The sequence below is a fragment of the Bordetella petrii genome (assembly GCF_017356245.1).
Taxonomy (GTDB): Bacteria; Pseudomonadota; Gammaproteobacteria; order Burkholderiales; family Burkholderiaceae_B; genus Bordetella_A; species Bordetella_A petrii_D.
On sequence record NZ_JAFMZZ010000001.1, the window covers coordinates 3,038,558 to 3,060,106 of the forward strand.

At 69.6% G+C, this 21,549-nt stretch carries 19 protein-coding genes and 1 pseudogene; 8 read left to right on the forward strand and 12 right to left on the reverse strand.

Annotation, left to right across the window (positions count from 1 at the left end):
- Window positions 1-25: 25 nt before the first annotated feature.
- From J2P76_RS14645 to mpl, 3 genes are all read right to left on the reverse strand, one after another.
- Window positions 26-1,909: a ribonuclease catalytic domain-containing protein gene (locus J2P76_RS14645; RefSeq protein ID WP_207408422.1), complete on the reverse strand. Its 1,884-nt coding sequence runs from the start codon at window positions 1,907-1,909 to the stop codon at window positions 26-28.
- 85 nt (window positions 1,910-1,994) lie between these two features.
- Window positions 1,995-2,594: a YqiA/YcfP family alpha/beta fold hydrolase gene (locus J2P76_RS14650; RefSeq protein WP_207408423.1), complete on the reverse strand. Its 600-nt coding sequence runs from the start codon at window positions 2,592-2,594 to the stop codon at window positions 1,995-1,997.
- The gene (mpl, locus tag J2P76_RS14655; protein WP_207408424.1) at window positions 2,591-3,967 is read right to left on the reverse strand and encodes a UDP-N-acetylmuramate:L-alanyl-gamma-D-glutamyl-meso-diaminopimelate ligase; all 1,377 of its coding nucleotides are present in this window, start codon (window positions 3,965-3,967) and stop codon (window positions 2,591-2,593) included. The genes J2P76_RS14650 and mpl overlap by 4 nt, the downstream gene beginning before the upstream one ends.
- A 66-nt stretch (window positions 3,968-4,033) precedes the next feature.
- Here mpl and J2P76_RS14660 point away from each other — a divergent pair, with 66 nt between their 5' ends.
- The 8 genes from J2P76_RS14660 to J2P76_RS14695 all read left to right on the forward strand — a co-directional run bounded on the left by J2P76_RS14660 (window position 4,034) and on the right by J2P76_RS14695 (window position 10,792).
- Window positions 4,034-4,576, forward strand: a complete 543-nt coding sequence (locus J2P76_RS14660) for a TlpA family protein disulfide reductase (protein ID WP_207408425.1) — start codon at window positions 4,034-4,036, stop codon at window positions 4,574-4,576.
- 135 nt (window positions 4,577-4,711) lie between these two features.
- The gene (gene aroQ, locus J2P76_RS14665) at window positions 4,712-5,146 is read left to right on the forward strand and encodes a type II 3-dehydroquinate dehydratase (RefSeq protein ID WP_207408426.1); all 435 of its coding nucleotides are present in this window, start codon (window positions 4,712-4,714) and stop codon (window positions 5,144-5,146) included.
- A gap of 99 nt (window positions 5,147-5,245) precedes the next feature.
- Window positions 5,246-5,701, forward strand: coding sequence for an acetyl-CoA carboxylase biotin carboxyl carrier protein (accB, locus tag J2P76_RS14670; protein ID WP_207408427.1), 456 nt, complete (start codon window positions 5,246-5,248; stop codon window positions 5,699-5,701).
- A gap of 8 nt (window positions 5,702-5,709) precedes the next feature.
- Window positions 5,710-7,056, forward strand: coding sequence for an acetyl-CoA carboxylase biotin carboxylase subunit (accC, locus tag J2P76_RS14675; protein WP_207408428.1), 1,347 nt, complete (start codon window positions 5,710-5,712; stop codon window positions 7,054-7,056).
- A gap of 45 nt (window positions 7,057-7,101) precedes the next feature.
- Window positions 7,102-8,022, forward strand: coding sequence for a 50S ribosomal protein L11 methyltransferase (gene prmA / locus J2P76_RS14680; RefSeq protein WP_207408429.1), 921 nt, complete (start codon window positions 7,102-7,104; stop codon window positions 8,020-8,022).
- A 25-nt stretch (window positions 8,023-8,047) separates the two neighbouring features.
- Window positions 8,048-9,139 (forward strand): DUF3426 domain-containing protein, encoded by a 1,092-nt coding sequence (locus tag J2P76_RS14685; RefSeq protein ID WP_207408430.1) that lies wholly within the window; start codon window positions 8,048-8,050, stop codon window positions 9,137-9,139.
- A 12-nt stretch (window positions 9,140-9,151) separates the two neighbouring features.
- Entirely contained in the window at window positions 9,152-10,093 is a 942-nt protein-coding gene (locus J2P76_RS14690; RefSeq protein WP_207408431.1) for a carbohydrate kinase family protein, read from the forward strand.
- A 195-nt stretch (window positions 10,094-10,288) separates the two neighbouring features.
- Window positions 10,289-10,792, forward strand: a complete 504-nt coding sequence (locus J2P76_RS14695; RefSeq protein ID WP_207408432.1) for a glycine zipper 2TM domain-containing protein — start codon at window positions 10,289-10,291, stop codon at window positions 10,790-10,792.
- A gap of 289 nt (window positions 10,793-11,081) precedes the next feature.
- Here J2P76_RS14695 and J2P76_RS14700 read toward each other — a convergent pair whose 3' ends face one another.
- The 9 genes and pseudogenes from J2P76_RS14700 to J2P76_RS14740 all read right to left on the reverse strand — a co-directional run bounded on the left by J2P76_RS14700 (window position 11,082) and on the right by J2P76_RS14740 (window position 21,542).
- A complete protein-coding gene (locus tag J2P76_RS14700; protein WP_207408433.1) occupies window positions 11,082-11,645 on the reverse strand; it encodes a YggT family protein in 564 nt (187 codons plus the stop codon).
- 145 nt (window positions 11,646-11,790) lie between these two features.
- Window positions 11,791-12,186 (reverse strand): annotated as a pseudogene (locus tag J2P76_RS14705) (histone H1-like repetitive region-containing protein); the annotation flags it as partial.
- 184 nt (window positions 12,187-12,370) lie between these two features.
- Window positions 12,371-14,569 carry a xanthine dehydrogenase family protein molybdopterin-binding subunit gene (locus J2P76_RS14710; RefSeq protein WP_207408434.1) on the reverse strand — a complete coding sequence of 733 codons (2,199 nt, stop codon included), beginning with the start codon at window positions 14,567-14,569 and terminating at the stop codon, window positions 12,371-12,373.
- Between the two features lie 11 nt (window positions 14,570-14,580).
- Entirely contained in the window at window positions 14,581-15,579 is a 999-nt protein-coding gene (locus J2P76_RS14715) for an FAD binding domain-containing protein (protein WP_207408435.1), read from the reverse strand.
- Window positions 15,580-15,584: 5 nt separating this feature from the next.
- Window positions 15,585-16,097: a (2Fe-2S)-binding protein gene (locus J2P76_RS14720; RefSeq protein ID WP_207408436.1), complete on the reverse strand. Its 513-nt coding sequence runs from the start codon at window positions 16,095-16,097 to the stop codon at window positions 15,585-15,587.
- 66 nt (window positions 16,098-16,163) lie between these two features.
- Complete coding sequence (locus tag J2P76_RS14725; protein ID WP_242697375.1) at window positions 16,164-17,225, reverse strand: Ldh family oxidoreductase; 1,062 nt, start codon at window positions 17,223-17,225, stop codon at window positions 16,164-16,166.
- Window positions 17,222-18,724: a mannitol dehydrogenase family protein gene (locus tag J2P76_RS14730; RefSeq protein ID WP_207408437.1), complete on the reverse strand. Its 1,503-nt coding sequence runs from the start codon at window positions 18,722-18,724 to the stop codon at window positions 17,222-17,224. The genes J2P76_RS14725 and J2P76_RS14730 overlap by 4 nt, the downstream gene beginning before the upstream one ends.
- 4 nt (window positions 18,725-18,728) lie before the next feature.
- A complete protein-coding gene (gene manD / locus J2P76_RS14735) occupies window positions 18,729-19,940 on the reverse strand; it encodes a D-mannonate dehydratase ManD (protein ID WP_207408438.1) in 1,212 nt (403 codons plus the stop codon).
- Window positions 19,941-20,003: 63 nt separating this feature from the next.
- A complete protein-coding gene (locus tag J2P76_RS14740) occupies window positions 20,004-21,542 on the reverse strand; it encodes a UxaA family hydrolase (RefSeq protein ID WP_207408439.1) in 1,539 nt (512 codons plus the stop codon).
- Between the last annotated feature and the right edge of the window lie 7 nt (window positions 21,543-21,549).

Sequence of the window (21,549 nt, forward strand, 5' to 3'; positions counted from 1 at the left end):
GCGCCGACGCCAGAAGAAAAAACCCTCACCCCGCCAACCCCGCGTACCGGCAATCCACCTCGAGCGCCAACTCATCCACCCCCAGGATGTCCAACTCGACAGCGGTGCCGCGTTCGAGTTCGGGCAGGCCGCCCACCCGCGTCACCAGCGGCGCATTGCCCAGCCGCACCAGGTCTTCGCGCAGCACGTGCGCTACCGCGCGGGTGATGCCCTGCTGCTGCAGCCAGCGCAGGCACCAGTAGCGTTCCATGTTGCCCTGGAACTCGTTCCAGGCGGCGTACTGGGCGTCGAAGGCGCCGATGATCGCGAACAGGTCGGCGTCGCGCGGCTTGAAAGGGGCCACCAGGCGGGCCGATACGCCGTGCTCGACCGCGGCGATCAGCTGCCACTGGTTCACCAGGTCGACATAGCGGCGCAGCGGCGAGGTGCTCCAGGCATATTGCGGCACCCCGATGGCCTCGTGCGGCAGGGCCTGGGTGCTCATGCGCACCCGCCCGGCCTGCTGCGAGCGGTAGATGCCCGGCACGCCGTGCTGGTGCAGCAGGCCGCCCCACACATTGTTGGCCAGGATCATGTATTCGGCCACCATGCGGTCCAGTGGCGCGTTGCGCTGGCGCGGCACCAGGCGCACCGGCGTGTCGGGGTCGTCGGGGCTGCCGTCCAGGTAAAAGCTGTATTCCACCCGTGAATTGTTCTCGGGCTTGCCGCGCACGGCGTCGCGCTGCGCCGACAGCGCGCTGGCCAGCCGCCACAGCGGCCGCAGCCAATGCCCGTAGGGCAGCGGCGCATCGGGGTCGTTCAGGGCGGCCTCGGTGACCTGCCCATCGAGTTCGTTGTGGCGCAGGTTCTCGCGCACCACCACGCGCTCCACCCGCGTCTCCGACGCAATGATCTCGCCGCTGGCCGGATCGGCCGTTATATACAGCGACAGCGCCGGCACCTCGCGGCCCGCATCCAGCGAAAACGCCTGGATGACATTGTCGGGCTGCATGGGAATCTTCTCGCCTGGCATGTACACGGTGGAGAGGCGCGCACGCGCCAGCTTGTCGAGCTCGCTGCCGCGGGCCACGGCCAGGCCCGGCGCGGCTACGTGGATGCCGACGCGCACCTTGCCGTCGGGCAGGGCGCAAACCGACAGCGCATCGTCGATTTCGGTGGTGGTGATGTCATCCACCGAATAGATCTCGGCGTCGGCCAGCGGCAGTTCGCGTTCCAGCGGCGGGATGGCGGTGTCCGGAAAACCGGTTCCGCGCGGAAAGTGCGTGGCCAGAAAGCGGCGCTTGTGCAGGGCCAGCGGATGCGGCCAGGCGCCCAGTTCCAGCAGCAGGCGGTCGGGGCTTTTCTGCAGCCGCGCGCAGGCGGCGTCCAGGGCCTTCCATTGCATGCTGTTTTTGTCGGGCCGGATCAGCAGCGATTCGGCCGCCTGGGCAATGTCGTCGGGCAGGCGGCCCGCCGCCATCTCGTCGACCCACTGCTGCTGCTGCTCGGCCTGCTTCTGCTTCTTGTCCAGCGCCGCCAGCGCCGCCGCCAGGATGTCCGGGGGCGCCGGCCGGTAGCGGCCCTTGCCGCGCCGGTGGAAGTACGCCGGCGCGCCGTGCAGGCGCATCAGCAGCGCGGCCTGCTCCACGGCGCCGGGCACATGGCCGAAATAATCGGCCGCCAGGGCGGCCGAGTCGAATTCTTCCTGCGGCGCGCATTCCCACAAGAACTGCAGGTCCAGCGCCTCGGCGGCCTGCGCGGCCTGGGCCAGCAGCGCGGCCGGCGCCGGCTCGGCGAAGGTGAACAGCGTGTTGGCGCGCTTGATCTTGCTGCGCTTGCCCGATTCCGACTCCACCTGCAGGCTGGCGTCGGTCTCGGACAGGATATTGGCGGCCTTGAAGCCGCCGTCTTCTTCGTAAAGCACGTACATAATCAGTCCATCGAGGGCGCGGCATCCGCGCTGGCCCGCGCGGGGCGGGCTTCTGCTTGTTTATATAGCTGGAACGGGGGTTGGGTCAGGGGCCGGGGGCCGCGCAGGCAAAATCCAGCACCTCGGGCAGCCAGCGCTCGAAATCCGACAGCCCGTGGTCGCTGCCCTGCACGATGCGCTGCCGGCAGCCGGCATAGCGCGCCTGCATTTCACGCCAGTCCAGGACTTCGTCGCCGGTGGCCGCCACCAGGAAATAACGTTCGGGTTGCGTCACGGCCGCCACTCGCGCCGCGGCCAGTTCATCGACATACTCGGCGCGGAACTCGAACGGCGCGTCGGAATGATACATGCGATGCTGGCCCACCTGCGTGGCCAGGTCGCGCGCCGCCTCGACCGCGGGGTTGAGCAGCACGGCCTTGCAGTCCAGCTGTTCGGCCAGCCAGGTGGCGTAGTAGCCGCCCAGCGACGATCCGATGATGGTCAGGCGGCGCGGGCTGTCGGCCCGGGCCAGCTGGCCGTGCGCCAGGCTCAGCGCCAGGTCCAGCGCCTGGCGGGGGCTGGCCGGCAGTTGCGGGCACTGCCAGTCGCGTCCGCCCGCCAGGCCCCGCGCGGCCATGGCCTGCGCCATCAGGCGGGCCTTGAACGACTCGGGCGACGAGCGAAAGCCGTGCAGGTACAGGATCATGGCGCGTCCCGCCGCGCCAGGGCCTCGAGCAGCTTGCCGTGCACGCCACCGAAGCCGCCGTTGCTCATCACCAGCACGTGGTCGCCGGGGCGGGCGGCCTGCGCCACCGCGGCCACCAGGGCGTCCAGGTCGTCGTAGCTGGAGGCGCGTTCGCCCAGCGGGGCCAGCACTTCATCGGGGTTCCAGCCCAGCGCGTGCTTGCCGCTGCGCGCGCCGAAGCAGAATACCCGGTCGGCGCCCTGCAGCGCGCCGGGCAGGCGGGCCGCCATGGCGCCCAGCTTCATGGTGTTCGAGCGAGGCTCCAGCACCGCCAGGATGCGCGCCTGGCCCACCTGGCGCCGCAGGCCTTCCACGGTGGTTTCAATGGCGGTGGGGTGGTGCGCGAAATCGTCGTACACCTTCACGCCGCCGGCCGTGCCGCGCAGTTCCATGCGGCGCTTCACGCCGCCGAAGCGGCTCAGCGCGGCCACGCCCGCGGCCGGGTCCACGCCGGCATGTTCGGCCGCCGCCAGCGCCGCCAGGGCGTTCAGGCGGTTGTGCTCGCCGCCCAGCGTCCAGCGCACCGTGCCCACCGCGTGGTCGCCGTGCCGCACCTCGAAGGCGCCGTCGCCGTCCGCCGGGCCGGCCTGCCAGGCGCCGCCCGCGCCGAAGTGCGCGGTTTCCGACCAGCAGCCGCGCGCCATGACGCGGTCCAGCGCGGGGCTGCCGGTGGGCAGCACAATGCGTCCGCGCCCGGGAATGGTGCGCACCAGGTGGTGGAACTGGGTCTCGATGGCCGCCAGATCGGGGAAGATGTCGGCGTGGTCGTATTCCAGGTTGTTCAAGATGGCCGTGCGCGGACGGTAATGCACGAACTTCGAGCGCTTGTCGAAGAAAGCGGTGTCGTACTCGTCGGCCTCGATCACGAACGGCCGCACCGCCGGGTCATAGCGCGCCGAGACCTTCAGGTCGTGCGCCACTCCGCCGATCAGGAAATTGGGCCGCAGGCCGGCCGCCTCGAGTATCCAGGCCAGCATCGAGCTGGTGGTGGTCTTGCCGTGCGTGCCGGCCACGGCCAGCACGTGGGCGCCCGGCAGCACGTTGTCACCCAGCCACTGCGGGCCCGATACATAGCGGGCGCCGCTGTCCAGAATGGCTTCCATCAGCGGGTTGCCGCGCGTCACCACATTGCCGATCACGTACAGGTCGGGCGCCAGGGCCAGCTGGTCGGCGCCATAGCCTTCGATCAGGTCGATGCCCTGCTCGGCCAGTTGGGTGCTCATCGGGGGGTACACGGCGGTGTCGCAGCCCGTGACCCGGTGGCCGGCGGCCCGCGCGATCAGCGCCAGGCCGCCCATGAAAGTGCCGCAAATGCCAAGAATATGCAGGTGCATTGATGTTCTCCTGGGCGCATTGTAGAGGCTCGCCCGCCGGCCGCCGCCTGCGGTTATGATCCGGCTATGAACCGTCGTTTCTTCTTGTATGCCGGCGCCGCCGCGGCAGTGGCCGTGGCCGGGGGCTATGCCTACCGCGAACGCAGCCGTGCCGGCGCCGGGCCCGCCGCCCCGGCTTCCGCCAATGGCGATCCGGTCGCCGCGCTGCGCGCGCTGCCGCTGCCCGACCTCGATGGCACGCCGCGCAGCCTGGCCGACTGGCAGGGGCGGCCCATGGTGGTCAATTTCTGGGCAACCTGGTGCGCGCCGTGCGTAAAAGAAATGCCCGAATTGCAGGCTTTGCATCAAAAATACCCCGCCATCCAGTTTGTGGGCATTGGCGTGGATAAAGCCGAAAACATGCGGCAATTCCTGCAAAAAGTGCCTGTCTCATATCCTCTGCTGGTCATGGGCGCGGGGGCGATAGATACCCTGCGCACCCTGGGCAATCCCGCCGGCGGGTTGCCGTTTACTTTGGTTTTCGATGCAGATGGCCGAATTAACCGGAAAATCCTCGGCCAGATCCAGCCCGACGATCTCGAGCGTACACTGCACGGCCTGGCCGCCTGATCCGCCGCGCCGCTGGTGCACCAAAATGGGGCGCGGGCGGCGTATCTGTTGGACAAATGATGTGAATAGGCGTAAAAAGGCGGTTTATCGATAGTTTTGCCGACACTTTGCGGCTGGCCTTCCGGCGCAACCCACATGGCGCAACAGATCCTGGTATTGCACGGCCCCAACCTGAACCTGCTGGGTTCACGCGAGCCCCATCTCTACGGCAGCCTCACGCTGGCGCAGATCAACCAGGGCCTCGAAGCGCTGGCCGCGCAACTGGGCATCGGCCTCACCGCGTGGCAAAGCAACCACGAAGGCGCGCTGGTCGAGCGCATCCAGGCGGCCCGGCAAGACGGCACCGATTTCATCGTCATCAACGCGGCAGCCTACACGCACACCAGTGTTGCCGTGCGCGACGCCCTGGCGGCGGTTGCGATCCCTTTTGTTGAAGTACATTTGTCGAACCTGTATAAACGCGAGCCGTTCCGGCAGCATTCCTACCTGTCCGACCTGGCCGTCGGCCTGGTCTGCGGCCTGGGTGCCAACGGCTACGAGGCGGCAGTGCGTTATGCGGCACGGCATTAGTGCGGCATTCCAGTCTCCGGATTCACCTTTACCTCTACATACGATACGGCGCGGCCCTGACGCAGACGCGCCGCCAACATTAATCGGGAAGCAGCTTCTATGGACCTCCGAAAACTCAAAACCCTGATCGACCTGGTGGCGGAATCGGGCATTGCCGAGCTTGAAATCACCGAGGGCGAAGGCAAGGTCCGCATCGTCAAGTTCTCGCAGACGCTGCAGCCGGTGGCCTACCACGTGCCCGAAGCGCCCGTGGCCGCCGCCGCGCCGGCTCCTGCCGCCGCGGCCGCCGCGCCGGCCCCCGAGGCCGCGCCCGTTCCGCAGGGCCACGTGGTCAAGGCGCCCATGGTGGGCACCTTCTACCGCGCGCCCAACCCGGGCGCCGCGCCCTTCATCGACGTGGGCCAGTCGGTCAAAGAAGGCGACCCGCTGTGCATCATCGAAGCCATGAAGCTGCTCAATGAAATCGAAGCCGACAAGTCCGGCGTCATCAAAGAGATCCTCGTCGAAAATGGCGAACCCGTCGAATACGGCCAACCGCTGTTCGTCATTGGCTGATTGCGCATATGTTTGAAAAAATCCTGATCGCCAACCGCGGCGAGATCGCGCTGCGCATCCAACGCGCCTGCCGCGAGCTCGGCATCAAGACGGTGGTCGTGCACTCCGAGGCCGACCGCGACGCCAAGTACGTGCGCCTGGCCGACGAGTCCGTGTGCATCGGGCCGGCGCCGTCGCGCGAAAGCTACCTGAACATGCCGGCCATCATTTCGGCGGCCGAAGTCACCGATTCCGAGGCCATCCACCCCGGCTACGGTTTCCTGTCCGAAAACGCCGATTTCGCTGACCGGGTCGAGAAAAGCGGCTTCGTGTTCATCGGGCCGCGCCCCGAAACCATCCGGCTGATGGGCGACAAGGTCAGCGCCAAGCGCGCCATGATCGAAGCCGGCGTGCCGGTGGTGCCCGGCTCTGAAGGCGCGTTGCCCGACGATCCCCAGGAAATCATGCGCGTGGCCCGCGAAGTGGGCTATCCGGTGATCATCAAGGCCGCCGGCGGCGGCGGCGGGCGCGGCATGCGGGTGGTGTACACCGAGGCCGCGCTGCTCAACGCCGTTACCATGACGCGTTCCGAAGCCGGCGCGGCCTTCAACAATCCCGAAGTCTACATGGAGAAGTTCCTCGAGAACCCGCGCCATGTCGAAATCCAGATCCTGGCCGACGGCGGGCGCAACGCCGTGTGGCTGGGCGAGCGCGACTGCTCCATGCAGCGGCGCCACCAGAAGGTCATCGAAGAGGCCCCGGCGCCCGGCATCGCCCGCCGCCTGATCGAGCGCATCGGCGACCGCTGCGCCGACGCCTGCCGCAAAATGGGCTACCGCGGCGCCGGCACGTTCGAATTCCTGTACGAAAACGGCGAGTTCTATTTCATCGAAATGAACACCCGCATCCAGGTCGAACACCCGGTCACCGAACTCATCACCGGCGTAGACCTGGTCCAGCAGCAGATCCGTATCGCCTCGGGCGAGAAATTCCTGCTGCGCCAGCGCGACATCGAGTTCAAGGGCCATGCCATCGAATGCCGCATCAACGCCGAAGATCCGTTCCGCTTCGTGCCCAGCCCCGGCCGCATCACCAACTGGCATACGCCGGGCGGCCCCGGGGTGCGCATCGATTCGCACGCGTTCAACGGCTATTTCGTGCCGCCCAACTACGACTCGATGATCGCCAAGGTCATCACGTACGGCGACACGCGCGACCAGGCGCTGGCCCGCATGCGCATCGCGCTGTCCGAGATGGTGGTCGAAGGCATTTCCACCAACATCCCGCTGCACCGCGAGCTGCTGCAAGATGCCCGCTTCATCGAAGGCGGCACCAGCATCCATTACCTCGAGCACAAGCTGGCCCAGCGCCCTTGATGCCCAGGCGGGCCCTTGCGGCCCGCCCCACCGGAAGAACCAGCCATGCGTGAACTTGTGCTTCATTGCCTCGAGGCGCAGGCCGAAGCGCTGTCCGATGCGCTGCTCGAAGCCGGCGTATTGTCGGTCTCGGTGGAAGACGCCGACCTGGGCACCGACGCCGAACGCCCGCTGTTCGGCGAGCCCGGCACCGAGCCCGACGTCCAGGCCTGGGACCGCAACCGCGTCGTGGCGCTGCTGCCCGACGGCGCCGACCCGGCCCAGGTCTACGAGCAGGCCATGGCCGGCGCCGGGCTCGACCCCATCCAGGCCGGCGGCTGGACCCTGCGCGACGTGCCCGATGCCGACTGGGTGCGGCTGACGCAGTCGCAGTTCGGCCCCATCCATATCGCCCGGCGCCTCTGGATCGTGCCCAGCTGGCACCGCGACGACCCGGCCGTGCCCGGGCCGTCCGCTCCGGCCGAAGACGCCATTCATATCGAACTCGACCCGGGCCTGGCCTTCGGCACCGGCAGCCATCCCACTACCCACCTGTGCTTGGCCTGGCTCGAAGCCGAACTGCCGGCCGGCGCCACGGTGCTCGACTACGGCTGCGGTTCCGGCATCCTGGCCATCGCGGCCCGCAAGCTGGGCGCCGGCGCCACCGACGCGGTCGACATCGATCCGCAGGCAGTGCAGGCCACGGCCGACAATGCGCGCGTCAACCAGGCCAGCCTGCGGGCCATGCTGCCCGACGCGTTGGCCGACGGCACCTACCAGGTGGTGGTGGCCAACATCCTGTCCAATCCGCTGAAAGTGCTGGCGCCCATGCTGGCCGGGCGCGTGGCGCCGGGCGGCCGGCTGGTGCTGTCGGGCGTGCTCGAGCGCCAGGCCGACGAAGTGGCGGCCGCCTATGCGCCCTGGCTGGCCATGTCGGTCTGGCAGGCCCGCGACGGCTGGGTCTGCCTGCACGGGCGCAAGACCTGAGCGCGCGCCGCATGGGGGACGCGCCATGGCCATGACCACCCGCTGCCCGCAGTGCGGCACCGCCTTCAAGGTGGTGCCCGACCAGCTGCGGGTGCGCAACGGACTGGTGCGCTGCGGCGCCTGCGGCACGGTTTTCGACGGCCGCGCCTGCCTGGTGGCGCAGATTCCCCAGGCCGCGCCGTCCAGCCCGCCCGCGCCGCAGCCTGAACCCGTATCGCCTGCATTGCCTCCTGCGGCGCCCGCGGCGCCGGTGCTGGCCGCGGTGCCCGATGCCGCGCCCGCCGCACGGCCCGAGCCCGCCCTGGGCGCGCAGCCGGCCGCCTCGCCCGCCGTCCTGCGCAGCCGCTCCGATATCCGCAGGCATGACCCCTACGTGGGCCAGCCCGGGCAAGACGACGCCGATGCATTCGACGACGAGCCCGCCGACGATGACGAGCCCCGGCTGCCGGATGCTCACGCCGGCGCCGCTGCCGAACCAGACACCGAAACCGGGGCCGGCGACACCCACGTAGAGGTCGAGCCCGCCGTGCTGGGCGAGGCCCGCACCCGCTATTACGGCGCCACCGATGTCGGCCGCACTCCGCCGGAATTCCTGGATACCGACCGCCAGAACCGCCGCCACCTGCTGCGCAGCCTGTGGGGCTACGCCTGCGTGCTGGGCCTGCTGCTCCTGGCGCTGCAGCTGTTGTATGTGTACCGCTCGGCCATCGCCACCGCCGCGCCGCCGCTGCGTCCGCTGCTGGCCAGCCTGTGCCGGCCGCTGGACTGCCAGATCGGCTATGCGCGCCGCATCGAACGCATCTTCATCACCTCTTCATCGCTGCAGCCGCCGCGCGGCCAGGCCGGCGCGCCCACCGACGGCCGCAGCCACCTGGTGCTGAGCGTGTCGCTGCGCAACCGCTACGACCAGCCCCAGCACTGGCCGGCGCTGCGGCTCGACCTGACCGATCTTTCCGATACCGTGGTGGTGCGCAAGGTGCTGCAGCCCCAGGACTACCTGCCGCCCGGCCAGGCCGACGGCCCCTTCGAGCCCGGCGCCGAGATCAACATCACGGTGCCCATCGAAGTGGCCGGCGTGCACGTCAACGGTTTCCAACTCGACAAGTTCTTTCCCTGAAGGATGACAAGCATGACGGCTCCCGTTCTGGTTTGCGGCTCAATGGCCTTTGACACAATTGCGGTGTTCGATGGCCGGTTCAAAGAGCATATTCTGCCCGACCGCATCCAATCGCTCAGCGTGTCATTCCTGGTGCCGGCCATGCGCAAGGAATACGGCGGGTGCGCCGGCAATATCGCCTACAACCTGAAGCTACTGGGCGGAAATCCGGTGCCGGTGGCCACGGTGGGCGACGACGCCGCCGACTACCTCGAGCGCTTCGCCGGCCTGGGCATCGATATTTCCCGCCTGCGCGTCATGCCGGGCACATTCACCGCCCAGTGCTTCATCACCACCGATCTCGAAGACAACCAGATCGCCGCATTCCATCCCGGCGCCATGGAATTGTCGGCGCAGAACGATCTCAGCGGCGCCCAGGCGAGCTGGGCCATCGTCGCGCCCGATGCCAAGGCCGGCATGTTCGCCCACGCCGAACGGCTGCATGCCGCCGGCATCCCGTTCATTTTCGACCTGGGGCAGGCCATGCCGCTGTTCGACGGCGCCGACCTGGACCGCATGCTGGGCCTGGCCCAGGCGCTGACGGTGAACGATTACGAGGCGGGCGTGGTCGAGCAGCGCACCGGCCGCGGCATGGCCGACATTGCCGCGCAGCTGCAGGCCGTAGTGGTGACGCGCGGCGCCGACGGCGCCACGCTGCTGACGGGCGGCACCTCGGTGCACGTGCCGCCGGTGCGGCCCGCCGGAGTGGTCGACCCTACCGGCTGCGGCGATTCGCACCGCGCGGGGCTGCTGTACGGGCTGACCAACGGCTGGAACTGGCTGGACAGCTGCCGGCTGGCCAACTTGATGGGCGCCATCAAGATTGCCTCGCGCGGCCCGCAAAACCATGCCCCCAGCCGCGCCGACATCGACGCCCAGCTGCGCGCCGCCTACGGCATCGGCCTGCCGGCCTAGGAACCTGCAAGCCCGCGGGCGGTCGAAGCCCATGGCCGGCGGCCCGGCAGGGCCGTCATCGGCGCGTTACGCCGGGGTTACGCTGCGCTGCGGCAACTGTTTTAAAAGTTGCATGCTGTTTCGTACCCTTTTTTTTGGCGCGCGCCAGAGTATTATCACTTGCATAAAATAGTGGTTACCTATGAAGGAGTCCACATGAGCCAAACCCTGTCCTCTTCCGTCATGGCGCCGCGCGCCGGCCGCTGGGTGGCCGTGGCCGCGGTCGTCGCCTCGATGGCCATGCTGGGCGGCTGCGCCAACCGCAGCGCCTCCAGCGGCGTGTATTCGTATGACCAGGCCCAGCGCGAGCAGATCGTGCGCATCGGCACGGTCACCGGCGTGCGTCCCATTACCATCCAGGACGACAAATCCAGCGGCGTGGGCATGATCGCCGGCGGCGCCCTGGGCGGCGTGGCGGGCAACGCGGTGGGCGGCGGCACGGGCCGCGCCCTGGCTACCGTGGGCGGCGCCATTCTGGGCGCACTGGCCGGCAACGCGGTCGAAAACCGCGCCGGCCGCAGTTCCGGCCTGGAAATCACCGTGCGCCTGGACAACGGTGAAACCCGCGTGGTGGCCCAAGAGGCCGACGTGCCCATCAGCGTGGGCCAGCGCGTGCAGGTGATCAGCGGCGCGGGCCCGACCCGCGTGGCGCCGTATTGACCCACCCCCGAAGCGCTAGCGCGCTTTCCACCTCGCGGCTGGCACGCCGCTCGGATTCGCCAGGCATGGAACAGTCCTCAAGGACTGTTCCATGTCCGGGCTCATCCCCCTCAAGGGGGCGACGCTGGCGGACCGGCAAAGCCGGCTCCGCGGCGTCCCCGATTGATCTCACTTTGTTGCCAGGTCGTTGCAGGTGTCTGACTCCCGCCAGGGTGTCAGACACCGTGTTATTGATCAGCTGTCGCCCACTTCGGTGTCAGGCGCCTGCGGAGCCTGACACCTTGGCTGCCTACACCCCCAGCAACCCGTAGGTCAGGCGGGCCAGCATCATCAGCGCGACCTGCGCCAGGATCAACAGCACCAGCGGCGAGAAATCGATGGCCGAGGCGCGTGGCAGGATGCGTCGGATGGGCTCGAGCAGCGGGGCGGTCAGGGTTTGCAGCAGCGCCATCAGCGGCGACATCGGGTTGATCCACGACAGCACCGCCTGCAGCAGCGTCAGCCATACGATGAGATTCAGTGTCCACTTCGCCACCATCAGCAGCGACGAACCCAGCGCCGCCGGCAGCAGCGCGGCCGGGATCAGCGAGCCCACGGCCAGCATCCACACCAGCACCAGGTAGGCCAGCGCCGTCAGCCAGGCGGCGAACAGGCTGGACCAGTCGATGGAATGGCCGGCCGGGATCAGTTTGCGGATGGGCAGCACCAGCCAGTTGGTAACCTGGAAGACGCCGCGGGCCAGCGGATTGAAAGGGTGCAGGCGCACCGCGTGGATCCAGGCGCGCGCGATCAGGGCCGCGCCGAACAGCGTAAAGGTGATTTCGAGCAGGAAGCGGAGGATATCGCCGAACATATGGGGCAGTCTGCCAAAAAGTAACGGCTTATTGTCGCACGGCCGTGTGGCAATGCGCGGGGGCGGACACAAAAGCCCAAATACAAAAGCCGCCTGGCCGAAGCCAGGCGGCTGAGGGTACCGCTAATGAACGGTTCCGCCCGTATTACGGACGGCCGCCCGTCGGGAACGGCCACGACGCGGCAGGGTTCAGCGCGGTTTTCGCACCCGGGGCAGCAGCCGTGGACGGCGGCGTGGCGGGCTTCTTGGGCGCAGCCTTCTTGGCAGCCGGCTTTTTGGCGGCAGGCTTCTTCGCAGCCGCTTTCTTGGCAGGCGCCTTCTTGGCTACCGCTTTCTTGGCGGCTTTTTTGGCAGGGGCCTTTTTGGCTGCTTTCTTGGCAGGCGCCTTCTTGGCCGCTTTCTTGACGGCCTTCTTGGCTACTGCCTTCTTGGCGGCTTTCTTGGCCGGAGCCTTTTTGACCGCTTTCTTCACGGCCTTCTTGGCAGCGACTTTCTTGACGGCCTTCTTGGCAACCGCTTTCTTCACCGCCTTCTTGGCAGCNGCGCCGACACCGCTGGCCCGCACGACGCGGGACGGGGCTAGAACGCAAACCCCAAACGCAATATCCACAGGTGCATAAGGCCAATAGCCAGGAAATCACCGGATCGGCCTTAAGGTAGCGCCATGGGTGTCAGGCACCCTGCGGGAGCCCGACACCTGGGGCTTACCTGGGGCTTGGCAGCTTCTACAGCAGGTCTTCGATACGCACGGGCAGGTCTCGCACGCGCACGCCGGTGGCGTGGTAGACCGCGTTGGTGATGGCCGCGGCGATGCCGGCCAGGCCGATTTCGCCGATGCCGCGCGCGCCGACTTCGTTCCAGATGTAGTCGGGGTAGTCCAGGAAGCTGACATCCAGCCGCGGCGCGTCGGCGTGCGTGGCCACGATGTAGTCGGCCAGGTTGCTGTTCATGGGCGCGCCCGAGCGGCTGTCGTAGTGGGTCTGTTCCAGCATGGCCATGCCCACGCCCATGACGATGGCGCCTTCTATCTGGTTGCGGCCGGTGCGCGGATTCAGGATGCGTCCGCCGTCGATCACCGTTACCACGCGCGACACGCGCAGCCGCGCCGTGGCGGGGTGCCACGCCACTTCAACGAAATGCGCGCCGTACGAGTTGATCGAGTACTGCCGTTTCAGCGCCTTGCCGTTGTCGCCATGGCCGTCGCCCGACACGCTGGCCACGCCGGCCGCGGCCAGCAGCTGGCCCAGCGGCATGCCGGCGTCGGCGCCGTCGGCGGCCAGGCGGATACGGCCGGCGCGCATGGCCAGGTCCCGCACGGGCGTGCCGACGTAGGGGCCGGCCGCGCTTGCGGCCAGCTCGCAGGCGGCCCGCACCGCATTGCGCGTGGCTTCGAGCGCGGCCGGAACGAAGGATGCGGTGGCGGCCGATCCGCCCGACACGGGCCCCGGCGGCAGTTGCGTGTCGCCCAGGCTGACCTGGATGCGGTCCAGCGGGATGCCGGTCTCGGCGCTGACCAGCTGCGCCAGCACCGTGTAGGTGCCGGTGCCGATGTCCTGCGTGGCGCAGGCCAGCCGGGCCGTGCCGTCGTCGTGCAGCGTGACGCGGGCGTCGGTGGGCATGCGCAGGGCCAGCCACGAGCACGAGGCCATGCCCCAGCCCAGCACCACGTCGCCCTGCCGCATTGCGCCCACGCCGGGCTGGCGGCGCTGCCAGCCGAACCGTTCGGCGCCCTGCCGCAGGCATTCGCTCAGGTGGCGCGACGAGAACGGCAGGCCGTTGCCTTCGTCGAGCCGGGGCTCGTTGCGCAGGCGCAGTTCCACGGGATCGATCTGCAGCGCGACGGCCAGTTCGTCCATGGCCGATTCCAGCGCGTACATGCCCGGCACGGCGCCGGGGCCGCGCATGGAGGTGGGCGCGCCGACATGGCGCCGCGCCAGCCCCCAGCAGACCCGCAGGTTGGGCGTGCTGTACATGCGCGGCGTGGCTTCGCCGCAGCGCTCGCGGTACTTGTCCAGCTGCGACGCCTGGCTAAGGTAATGATGCTGCAGCGACACCAGCCTGCCGTCGGGCGTGGCGCCCAGGCGCATGCGTTGCCGCGTGTACGGGCGGTGCCCGGCGCTATGGAAGGTCATGGCGCGGCTGATCACCAGTTTCACCGGCCGGCCCAGCTGGCGCGCGGCCACGGCCGCCAGCAGCGAATGCGCCCAGGGCCACAGCTTGCCGCCGAAGCCCGAGCCCAGGTAATGCGAAATGACCCGTACGTTCTCCTTGCCGGTGCCCAGCATCTGCGCCACGACATCGCGGTGGTTGACCACGCCCTGCGAGGTTTCGTACAGCGTGTAGGCCCGGCCGTCGTATTCGGCCACGCAGGCGTGCAGCTCCATCGAATTGTGCGTTTCCACCGGCGTGGTGTACACCGCGTCCAGCCGCACCGGCGCGCTGTCATAGGCGGCCGCCGCGTCGCCGCGTTCGCTTTCGACATTGGGGGTGTCTTCTTCGTCCGACGGCGGCGAGACGTCGGGCGGCTGCGCGGCATAACCTACGCGCACCGCGTTGGCGGCGGCCTGGGCCTGCTGCGGCGTGTCGGCCACCACCAGCGCCACATACTGGCCGTAATAGCGGATGATGTCGTCGTCCAGCGGCGGGCGGGCCTCGTCGATCGAGCCGCTGGCGGCGCGCGCCAGCGGCGGGCGGTTGCCCCGGTGCAGCACGGCATGCACGCCGGGCATGGCGCGGGCGGCCTCGATGTCCAGGCTGGCGATGCGGCCATGCGCGATGGTGGCGCACACCGGCACCGCATGCAGCATGCCGGGCAACATGAAATCGGCGGTATAGCGCGCCGCGCCGCTGACCTTGGCGGGCCCGTCGATGCGCGGGCTGGGCTGGCCGATGGCATCGGGATGGGCAAGGCGAAGATGGTCCATGATGCGTTTCCTTACTGCGGCGGCAGGGCCGTGGACAGCGCGTGGACCAGGCAGCGGCGCGCCAGCTCGATCTTGAAGCCGTTCTCGCTTTGCGCGACGGCGCCCTGCAGGGCGGCCTGCGCGGCCTGCCGGTATTGCTCCAGGCCGGGCGGCTGGCCTGCCAGCAGTTGCTCGGCCCGCGGGCAGCGCCAGGGCCGGGTGCCCACGCCGCCCAGCGCGATGCCGGCCGCCGCGATGCGGCCGTCGCGGGCCTGCAGCACCACGGCGGCGGAAGCCAGCGCGAACTCGTACGAGGCGCGGTCGCGCAGCTTCAGGTAAGTGGAATGCGTGCCCGGCGCCACGGGCGGCAGGCTGACATGGGTGATCAGCTCGCCGGGCTGCAGCACGGTCTCGCGCTGGGGGGTGTCGCCGGGCAGCAGGTAGAAGTCGCGCAGCGCGATATCGCGCGCGGCATCGGGGCCGCGCACGTGCACGGTGGCGCCCAGCGCCATCAGGGCCACATTCATGTCCGACGGGTTGCTGGCGATGCAGTGCTCGCTGGCGCCCAGGATGGCCAGGCTGCGGTTGTGGCCGCCGATGGCGTCGCAGCCGCTGCCGGGGCTGCGCTTGTTGCAGCGCGCGGCGCGATCGCGAAAATACACGCAGCGCGTGCGCTGCAGCAGGTTGCCGCTGGTGGTGGCCATGTTGCGCAGCTGGGCCGACGCGCCGGCCAGCAGCGCCTGCGACAGCACCGGGTATTGCGCCGCGATATGCGGATGGCGCGCCAGGTCGGCGTTGCGCACCAGCGCGCCGATGCGGGTGCGCCCATCGGGCAGGGCCTCGACCTGGTCCAGGCCGCCCAGGCCGTTGATGTCGATAAGGTGTGTGGGCGTCTCGACATCGAGTTTCATCAGGTCGACCAGCGTAGTGCCGCCCGCCAGGAAGCGCACCTGTTCGCCAGGCCCGGCTTGCGCGGCCAGGCGCAGGGCTTCGTCGATGTCGGCGGCGCGCGTGTAGTGAAAGCTGTGCATGCCCCTTACCTTTTTCCGCGCACGTCCTGGATGGCCGCAATAATGTTGGCGTAGGCGCCGCAACGGCAGATGTTGCCGCTCATGAGTTCGCGCACCTCGTCGTCGCTGCCGCCGCAAGGCTCGTGCAGCAAGGCGGCCGCCGACATGATCTGGCCGGCCGTGCAATAGCCGCACTGGTAGCCGTCGTGCGCGACAAAGGCGGCCTGCAGCGGATGCAGGGACGACGCGCTGCCCAGCCCTTCAATGGTGGTGATTTCACGGCCGCCCGCCGCCACCGCCAGCACCAGGCAGGCATTGACCCGCCGGCCGTCCAGGTGCACCGTACAGGCGCCGCACTGGCCGTGGTCGCAGCCTTTCTTGGTGCCGGTCAGGTGCAGGGTTTCGCGCAGAGTGTCCAGCAGGGTGGCGCGCGGGTCGAGCGTCAGCGCGTGGCTGGCGCCGTTGATGCGCAGCGTGGCGGGCACGCCGCCGTCCGGTCGCCGGGCCGTACAGGGCGTATCGCCAGAAGGTTCAGACATGGCAAGGCTCCTGCCTGCGAAAGGAATGGCGCAAGGGGCAGCAAGCCCCATGCCCGCCGGGCCGCGCTATGCCAGGCCGGGCGGCGGAGTGCGCAGCCGCGCGCTCCAGAGCAGGAATTCCCGCCACAAGCCGGGCTCGACAGGAATGCCGCTGCGCAGCCGCCGGGCCTGGGCGGCCTGTTCGGGGTCGCCCGGCATGCGCGGCTGCCCGGGCTGGGCCGCCAGTTCGGCGGCCATTTGCGCGACCGCGGCGCCAAGCAGCGGGCCGCCCGCAAAGCGCGCGGGGTCGATTACAATAAAGAATGCACCCAATCGGCGCGCCCTGTCCAGTTGCTCGTACATGGGCGAGATGTGCGGTCCGAAGGGGTTGCCGTTCAGCGGCCCGCACAGCAGCTCGATCATCAGCGCCAGGCCATAGCCTTTGTAGCCCTGCTGCGGGCCGCCCAGCGGACGCAGGGCGCGCGCCGCCTGCGGGTCGGTGGCGTCGCGCCCGGCTTCGTCCAGGGCCACGCCTGCGGGCAGCGCGTGGCCCTCGCGCCGGGCGTTCATGACGCGGTTCCACGGAATGGCGGTCGAGGCCATGTCCAGGCACACGGGCGGCCCGTCCTGGCGCGGCACCGCCACTGAAACCGGATTGGTGCCCAGGAACGGCGCGTGGCCGCCGAACGGCGCGGCAATGGCGTCGGAATGCGTGAACGCCACGCCCACCAGCCCGGCCTCGGCCGCCGCGCGGCTGTACAGGCCGACCGCGCCGCAATGCGAGGAATCGCTGACGCCGACCGCGGCCACGCCGGTTTCACGGGCGATGTCCATGGCCAGCCGGTTGGCGCGATGGGCCACCACAATGCCCAGGCCCTGCCCGCCATGCACCTGTGCAGTGGCGGGCCCGCTGCGCACCACGCGCACCTGGGGCCGCGCCAGGATGGAGCCATGGCCCAGGCGGTTCAGGTAGTGCGGCAGGCGCGCGATGCCGTGCGAATCCACGCCCCACAGGCTGGTCTGCACCAAGCTGTCGGCCAGGCAGGCGGCATCGTCGTCGGGCACGTCCATGGCGGTCAGGCAGCGCCGGGCCCAGTCGCGCAGCGCGGGCGCGGGGCAGTGGCGCACGGCTGCGTCGGAATCGTTCATGCTGCCTCCCGGGCGGCAGCGCGCACGCCGTGCCGCCGCAGCACGGCGGCGTGGCGCGCCACCGCATCGATGAATCCGTCGTGCCCCGCCAGGTCGCCGAACACCGGCGCGTAGCCGACCAGGGCGCGGGCGCGCGGCGCATCGGCATCGTCGCCCTGCCCCGCGCGCGCCAGCAGCGCCTGCAGTTCGCCGGCCAGCGGGTCCTGGATGGGATAGGCCACGCCCTGCTCGTCGCGGCCGCGCAGGTAGTGCATCCAGGCGGCCACTGCCAGGGCCAGCCGGCTGTAGCCGGCGCCGGCCCGCAGGCGATCGCGCACGGTGCCCAGCAGGCGCTGCGGCAGTTTCTGCGATCCGTCCATGGCGATCTGCTGGGTGCGGTGCGGCAGCGCCGGGTTGGCAAAGCGGGCCAGCAGGCGCGCGCGCAGGGCCGCCAGATCCATGCCGGGCACCACCTGCAGAGTGGGCGCGATTTCTTCGCCGATCAGCGCATCCAGGTAGCCGCGCAACGCCGGGTCGGCCATAGCCCGGCTGACGGTGTCCAGCCCGGCGGATGCGCCCAGGTAGGCCAGCGCCGAGTGCGGGCCGTTCACCATGCGCAGCTTCAGGCGTTCGAAAGGCGCGGCGTCGGCCACGAAGCGCGCCCCGCCGGGCTGGTCCCAGGCGGGCCGGCCGGCGGCGAAGCGGTCTTCTATTACCCATTCCAGGAACGGCTCGCCCACCACGGGCCAGGCGTCTTCCAGGCCCAGCCGCGCGGCGATGCGCTGGCGGTCGGCGTCGGACGTGCGCGGCACGATGCGGTCGACCATGGAATTGGGAAAGGTGCAGTGCGCGGCGATCCAGCCGCCCAGGACCGGGTCGCGGGCCTGGGCGAATTCCAGCACCAGCCCGCGCAGCGTGTCGCCGTTGGACGGCAGGTTGTCGCACGACAGCAGCGTCACAGGGCCCAGCCCCGCGGCAAGGCGCCGCGCCAGGCCGTGCGTCAGCATGCCGATGGCGCTGCGCGGCGCGTCGGGATGCGCCAGGTCGTGCGCGATATCGGGGTCGTCGCGGCGCAGGCGTCCGCTGGCCGGTTCGTGGCAATAGCCCTTTTCGGTGACGGTCAGGCTGACGATGCGGGTGTCCGGATGGGCGATCTGCGCCAGCACGGCGCCGGGATCTTCGGCCGCCGCCAGCACGCGCAGCACGGCTCCCACCACGGCCAGCGATTCGCGCGGCGCGCCGGTGGCATCGGCATCGCGCAGCGCCAGCGTGTACAGGCCGTCTTGCGGCGCCAGCGCGTCGCGCGTGCCGGGGCTGCGCAGCGACACTCCCACGATGCCCCAGCGCAGGTCGCCGCTGGCGGCCAGCGCCAGGTCGGTTACCGGCGCCTGGTGGGCGCGGTGGAATGCGCCGATACCCAGGTGCACGATGCCGGCGCGCAGCCGCGACCGGTCGTAGCCGGGGCGCGCGATGCCGGGCGGCAGGGCCGCCAGGCCGGCGGCGTTCAGGCGCGCGGCCATCGCGCTACCAGTTCCACAAGGTGCCGTCGTGGGCCTGCCGGTTCACCGGCAGGTAGGCGCGCTGGTACGGATACCGGGCGGCCAGCTTCTCGTCGATGTCCACGCCGTGGCCCGGCGCATCGCCCGGATGCAGCATGCCGTCGGCGAAGGTGTAGGCGTGCGGGAACACGGCGTCGGTCTGGTCGGTATGGCGCATGTATTCCTGGATGCCGAAGTTGGGCACCCACAAGTCGAAATGCAGCGCCGCGCCCATGCAGACGGGCGACAGGTCGGTGGCGCCATGGCTGCCCGTGCGCACCTGGTACAGCGCCGCCAGGTCGGCGATGCGGCGCAGGTGCGTGATGCCGCCGGCATGGACCACCGTGGTGCGGATGTAGTCGATCAGCTGGTTCTGGATCAGGTCTTTGCAGTCCCACACGGTATTGAAGATCTCGCCCACGGCCAGCGGCGTGACGGTGTGCTGGCGGATCAGGCGAAAGGCTTCCTGGTTCTCGGCGGGCGTGGCGTCTTCCATCCAGAACAGGCGGTAGGGTTCCAGCGATTTGCCCAGGCGCGCCGCCTCGATGGGGGTCAGGCGATGGTGCACATCGTGCAGCAGGTGGGTGTCCCAGCCCACCGCGTCGCGCACGCGCTGGAACAGCCTGGGCGCATGGTCCAGGTATTTTTCGGTGGACCAGTCGTGCTCGGACGGCAGGTCGGCGTCGGCGGGTTCGTAGAACATGCGGCCGCGGCCCACGCCATATACCGCGTTCAGCCCCGGCACCCCGCTTTGCGCACGGATGGCGCGGTAGCCCATGTCGCGGTAGCGCAGCACTTCGTCGACGGTTTCGTCGATATCGCGGCCGTTGGCGTGGCCGTACACCATGACGCCGGTGCGGCTCTGGCCGCCCAGCAGCTGGTACAGCGGCATGCCGGCGGCCTTGGCCTTGATGTCCCACAGCGCGGTGTCGACCGCCGCGATGGCCGACATGGTGACCGGCCCGCGCCGCCAATAGGCGCCGCGGTACAGGAACTGCCAGATGTCTTCGATCTGGTGCGCGTCGCGCCCGATCAGGCAGGGCGCCACGTGGTCGGCCAGGTAGCTGGCCACGGCCAGTTCGCGGCCGTTCAGCGTGGCGTCGCCGATGCCCGTCAGCCCCTCGTCGGTCTCGATTTTCAGGGTGACGAAGTTGCGGCCCGGGCTGCAGACGATGACACGTGCGTTGCTGATCTTCATGAAGAACCTGTATGAATGGAAGGCCGCGGCCCCGCGCCGCGCGCCGGTGGTGCGCGGCATGCGCTACATCACTGCCCCCAGCTGCCACGGCACGAACTCGTTCTGCCCGTAGCCGTGGATCTCGCTCTTGCTGCGGCGGCCCGAAGCGGTATCGAGCATCAGGCGGAAGATGCGCTCGCCCATGGCTTGCACATCGCTGCGGCCGTCGACCACTTCGCCGCAATTGATGTCGATGTCGTCGGCCTGGCGCAGCCACAGCTCGGTATTGGTGGCCAGCTTCAGCGAAGGGGCCGGCGCGCAGCCGTAGGCCGAGCCGCGCCCGGTGGTGAAGCAGATCAGGTTGGCGCCGCCGGCCACCTGCCCGGTGGCCGATACCGGGTCGTAGCCCGGCGTATCCATGAACACCAGGCCGCGCGCGGCAACCGGCTGGGCATACTCCAGCACGTCGACCAGGTTGGTGGTGCCGCTCTTGGCGATGGCGCCCAGCGATTTTTCCAGGATGGTGGTCAGCCCGCCGGCCTTGTTGCCGGCCGACGGGTTGTTGTCCATCTCGGCATCGTTGCGGGCGCAGTAGTCTTCCCACCAGCGCAGCCGCGCCAGCAGTTTTTCGGCGACGGCGGGCGTAGCGGCGCGGCGTGTCAGCAGGTGCTCGCCGCCATAGATTTCCGGGGTTTCGGACAAGATGGCCGAGCCGCCGTGGCGCACCAGCAGATCGACCGCGGCGCCCAGCGCCGGGTTGGCGCTGATGCCCGAATAGCCGTCCGAGCCGCCGCACTGCAAGCCCACCGTCAGGTGGCTGGCCGGCACCGGCTGGCGCTGCACGCGGTTGGCGTCCGCCAGCATCTGCTCGACCAGTTCGATGCCGCGCGCCACCGCGCGGCGCGTGCCCCCGGTGCCCTGGATGCTGAAGGTGTGCAGGCGCCCGCTTTCGTGCAGGCATTCCTGCTCCATCAGGCCGCCGATCTGGTTGGTTTCGCAGCCCAGGCCCACCAGCATCAGCGCGCCGAAATTGACGTGGCGCGCATAGCCGCCCAGCGTGCGGCGCAGCACCCGCAGGGGCTCGCCGTCGCTGCCGGTGGCGCAGCCCGCGCCATGCGTCAGGGCCACCACGCCATCCACATTGGGATACGCCGCCAGCGCCTCGGGCCGGATGTCGCGGCGGAAGTGATCGGCGATGGCGCGCGCCACCGTGGCCGAACAGTTCACCGAGGTCAGCACGCCGATGTAGTTGCGCGTGGCGACGCGGCCGTCCGGCCGCACGATGCCGTCGAAGGTGGCCGGCTGGCCCACGTAGTCGGTGGCGTGCGCGTCCTGCCCCACGGCGTAGTCGCGCTCGAAATCGGAAAACGCCAGATTGTGCGTGTGCACGTGCTGGCCCGGCGCGATGTCCTGCCGCGCCACCCCGATCACCTGGTTGTAGCGGCGCACCGGCTGGCCCGCGGTGATGGCGCGCACCGCCACCTTGTGGCCGGGCGGCACCAGCCCCGCCACGGTGACGCCTTCGCCGGGCAGCGGCGTGCCGCCCACCAGCTGGCGGCGCGCGATCACGACGTTGTCGGCGGGATGGATGCGGATGACGGGGGTATCGGGGGCGGGATCCATGCTCGGG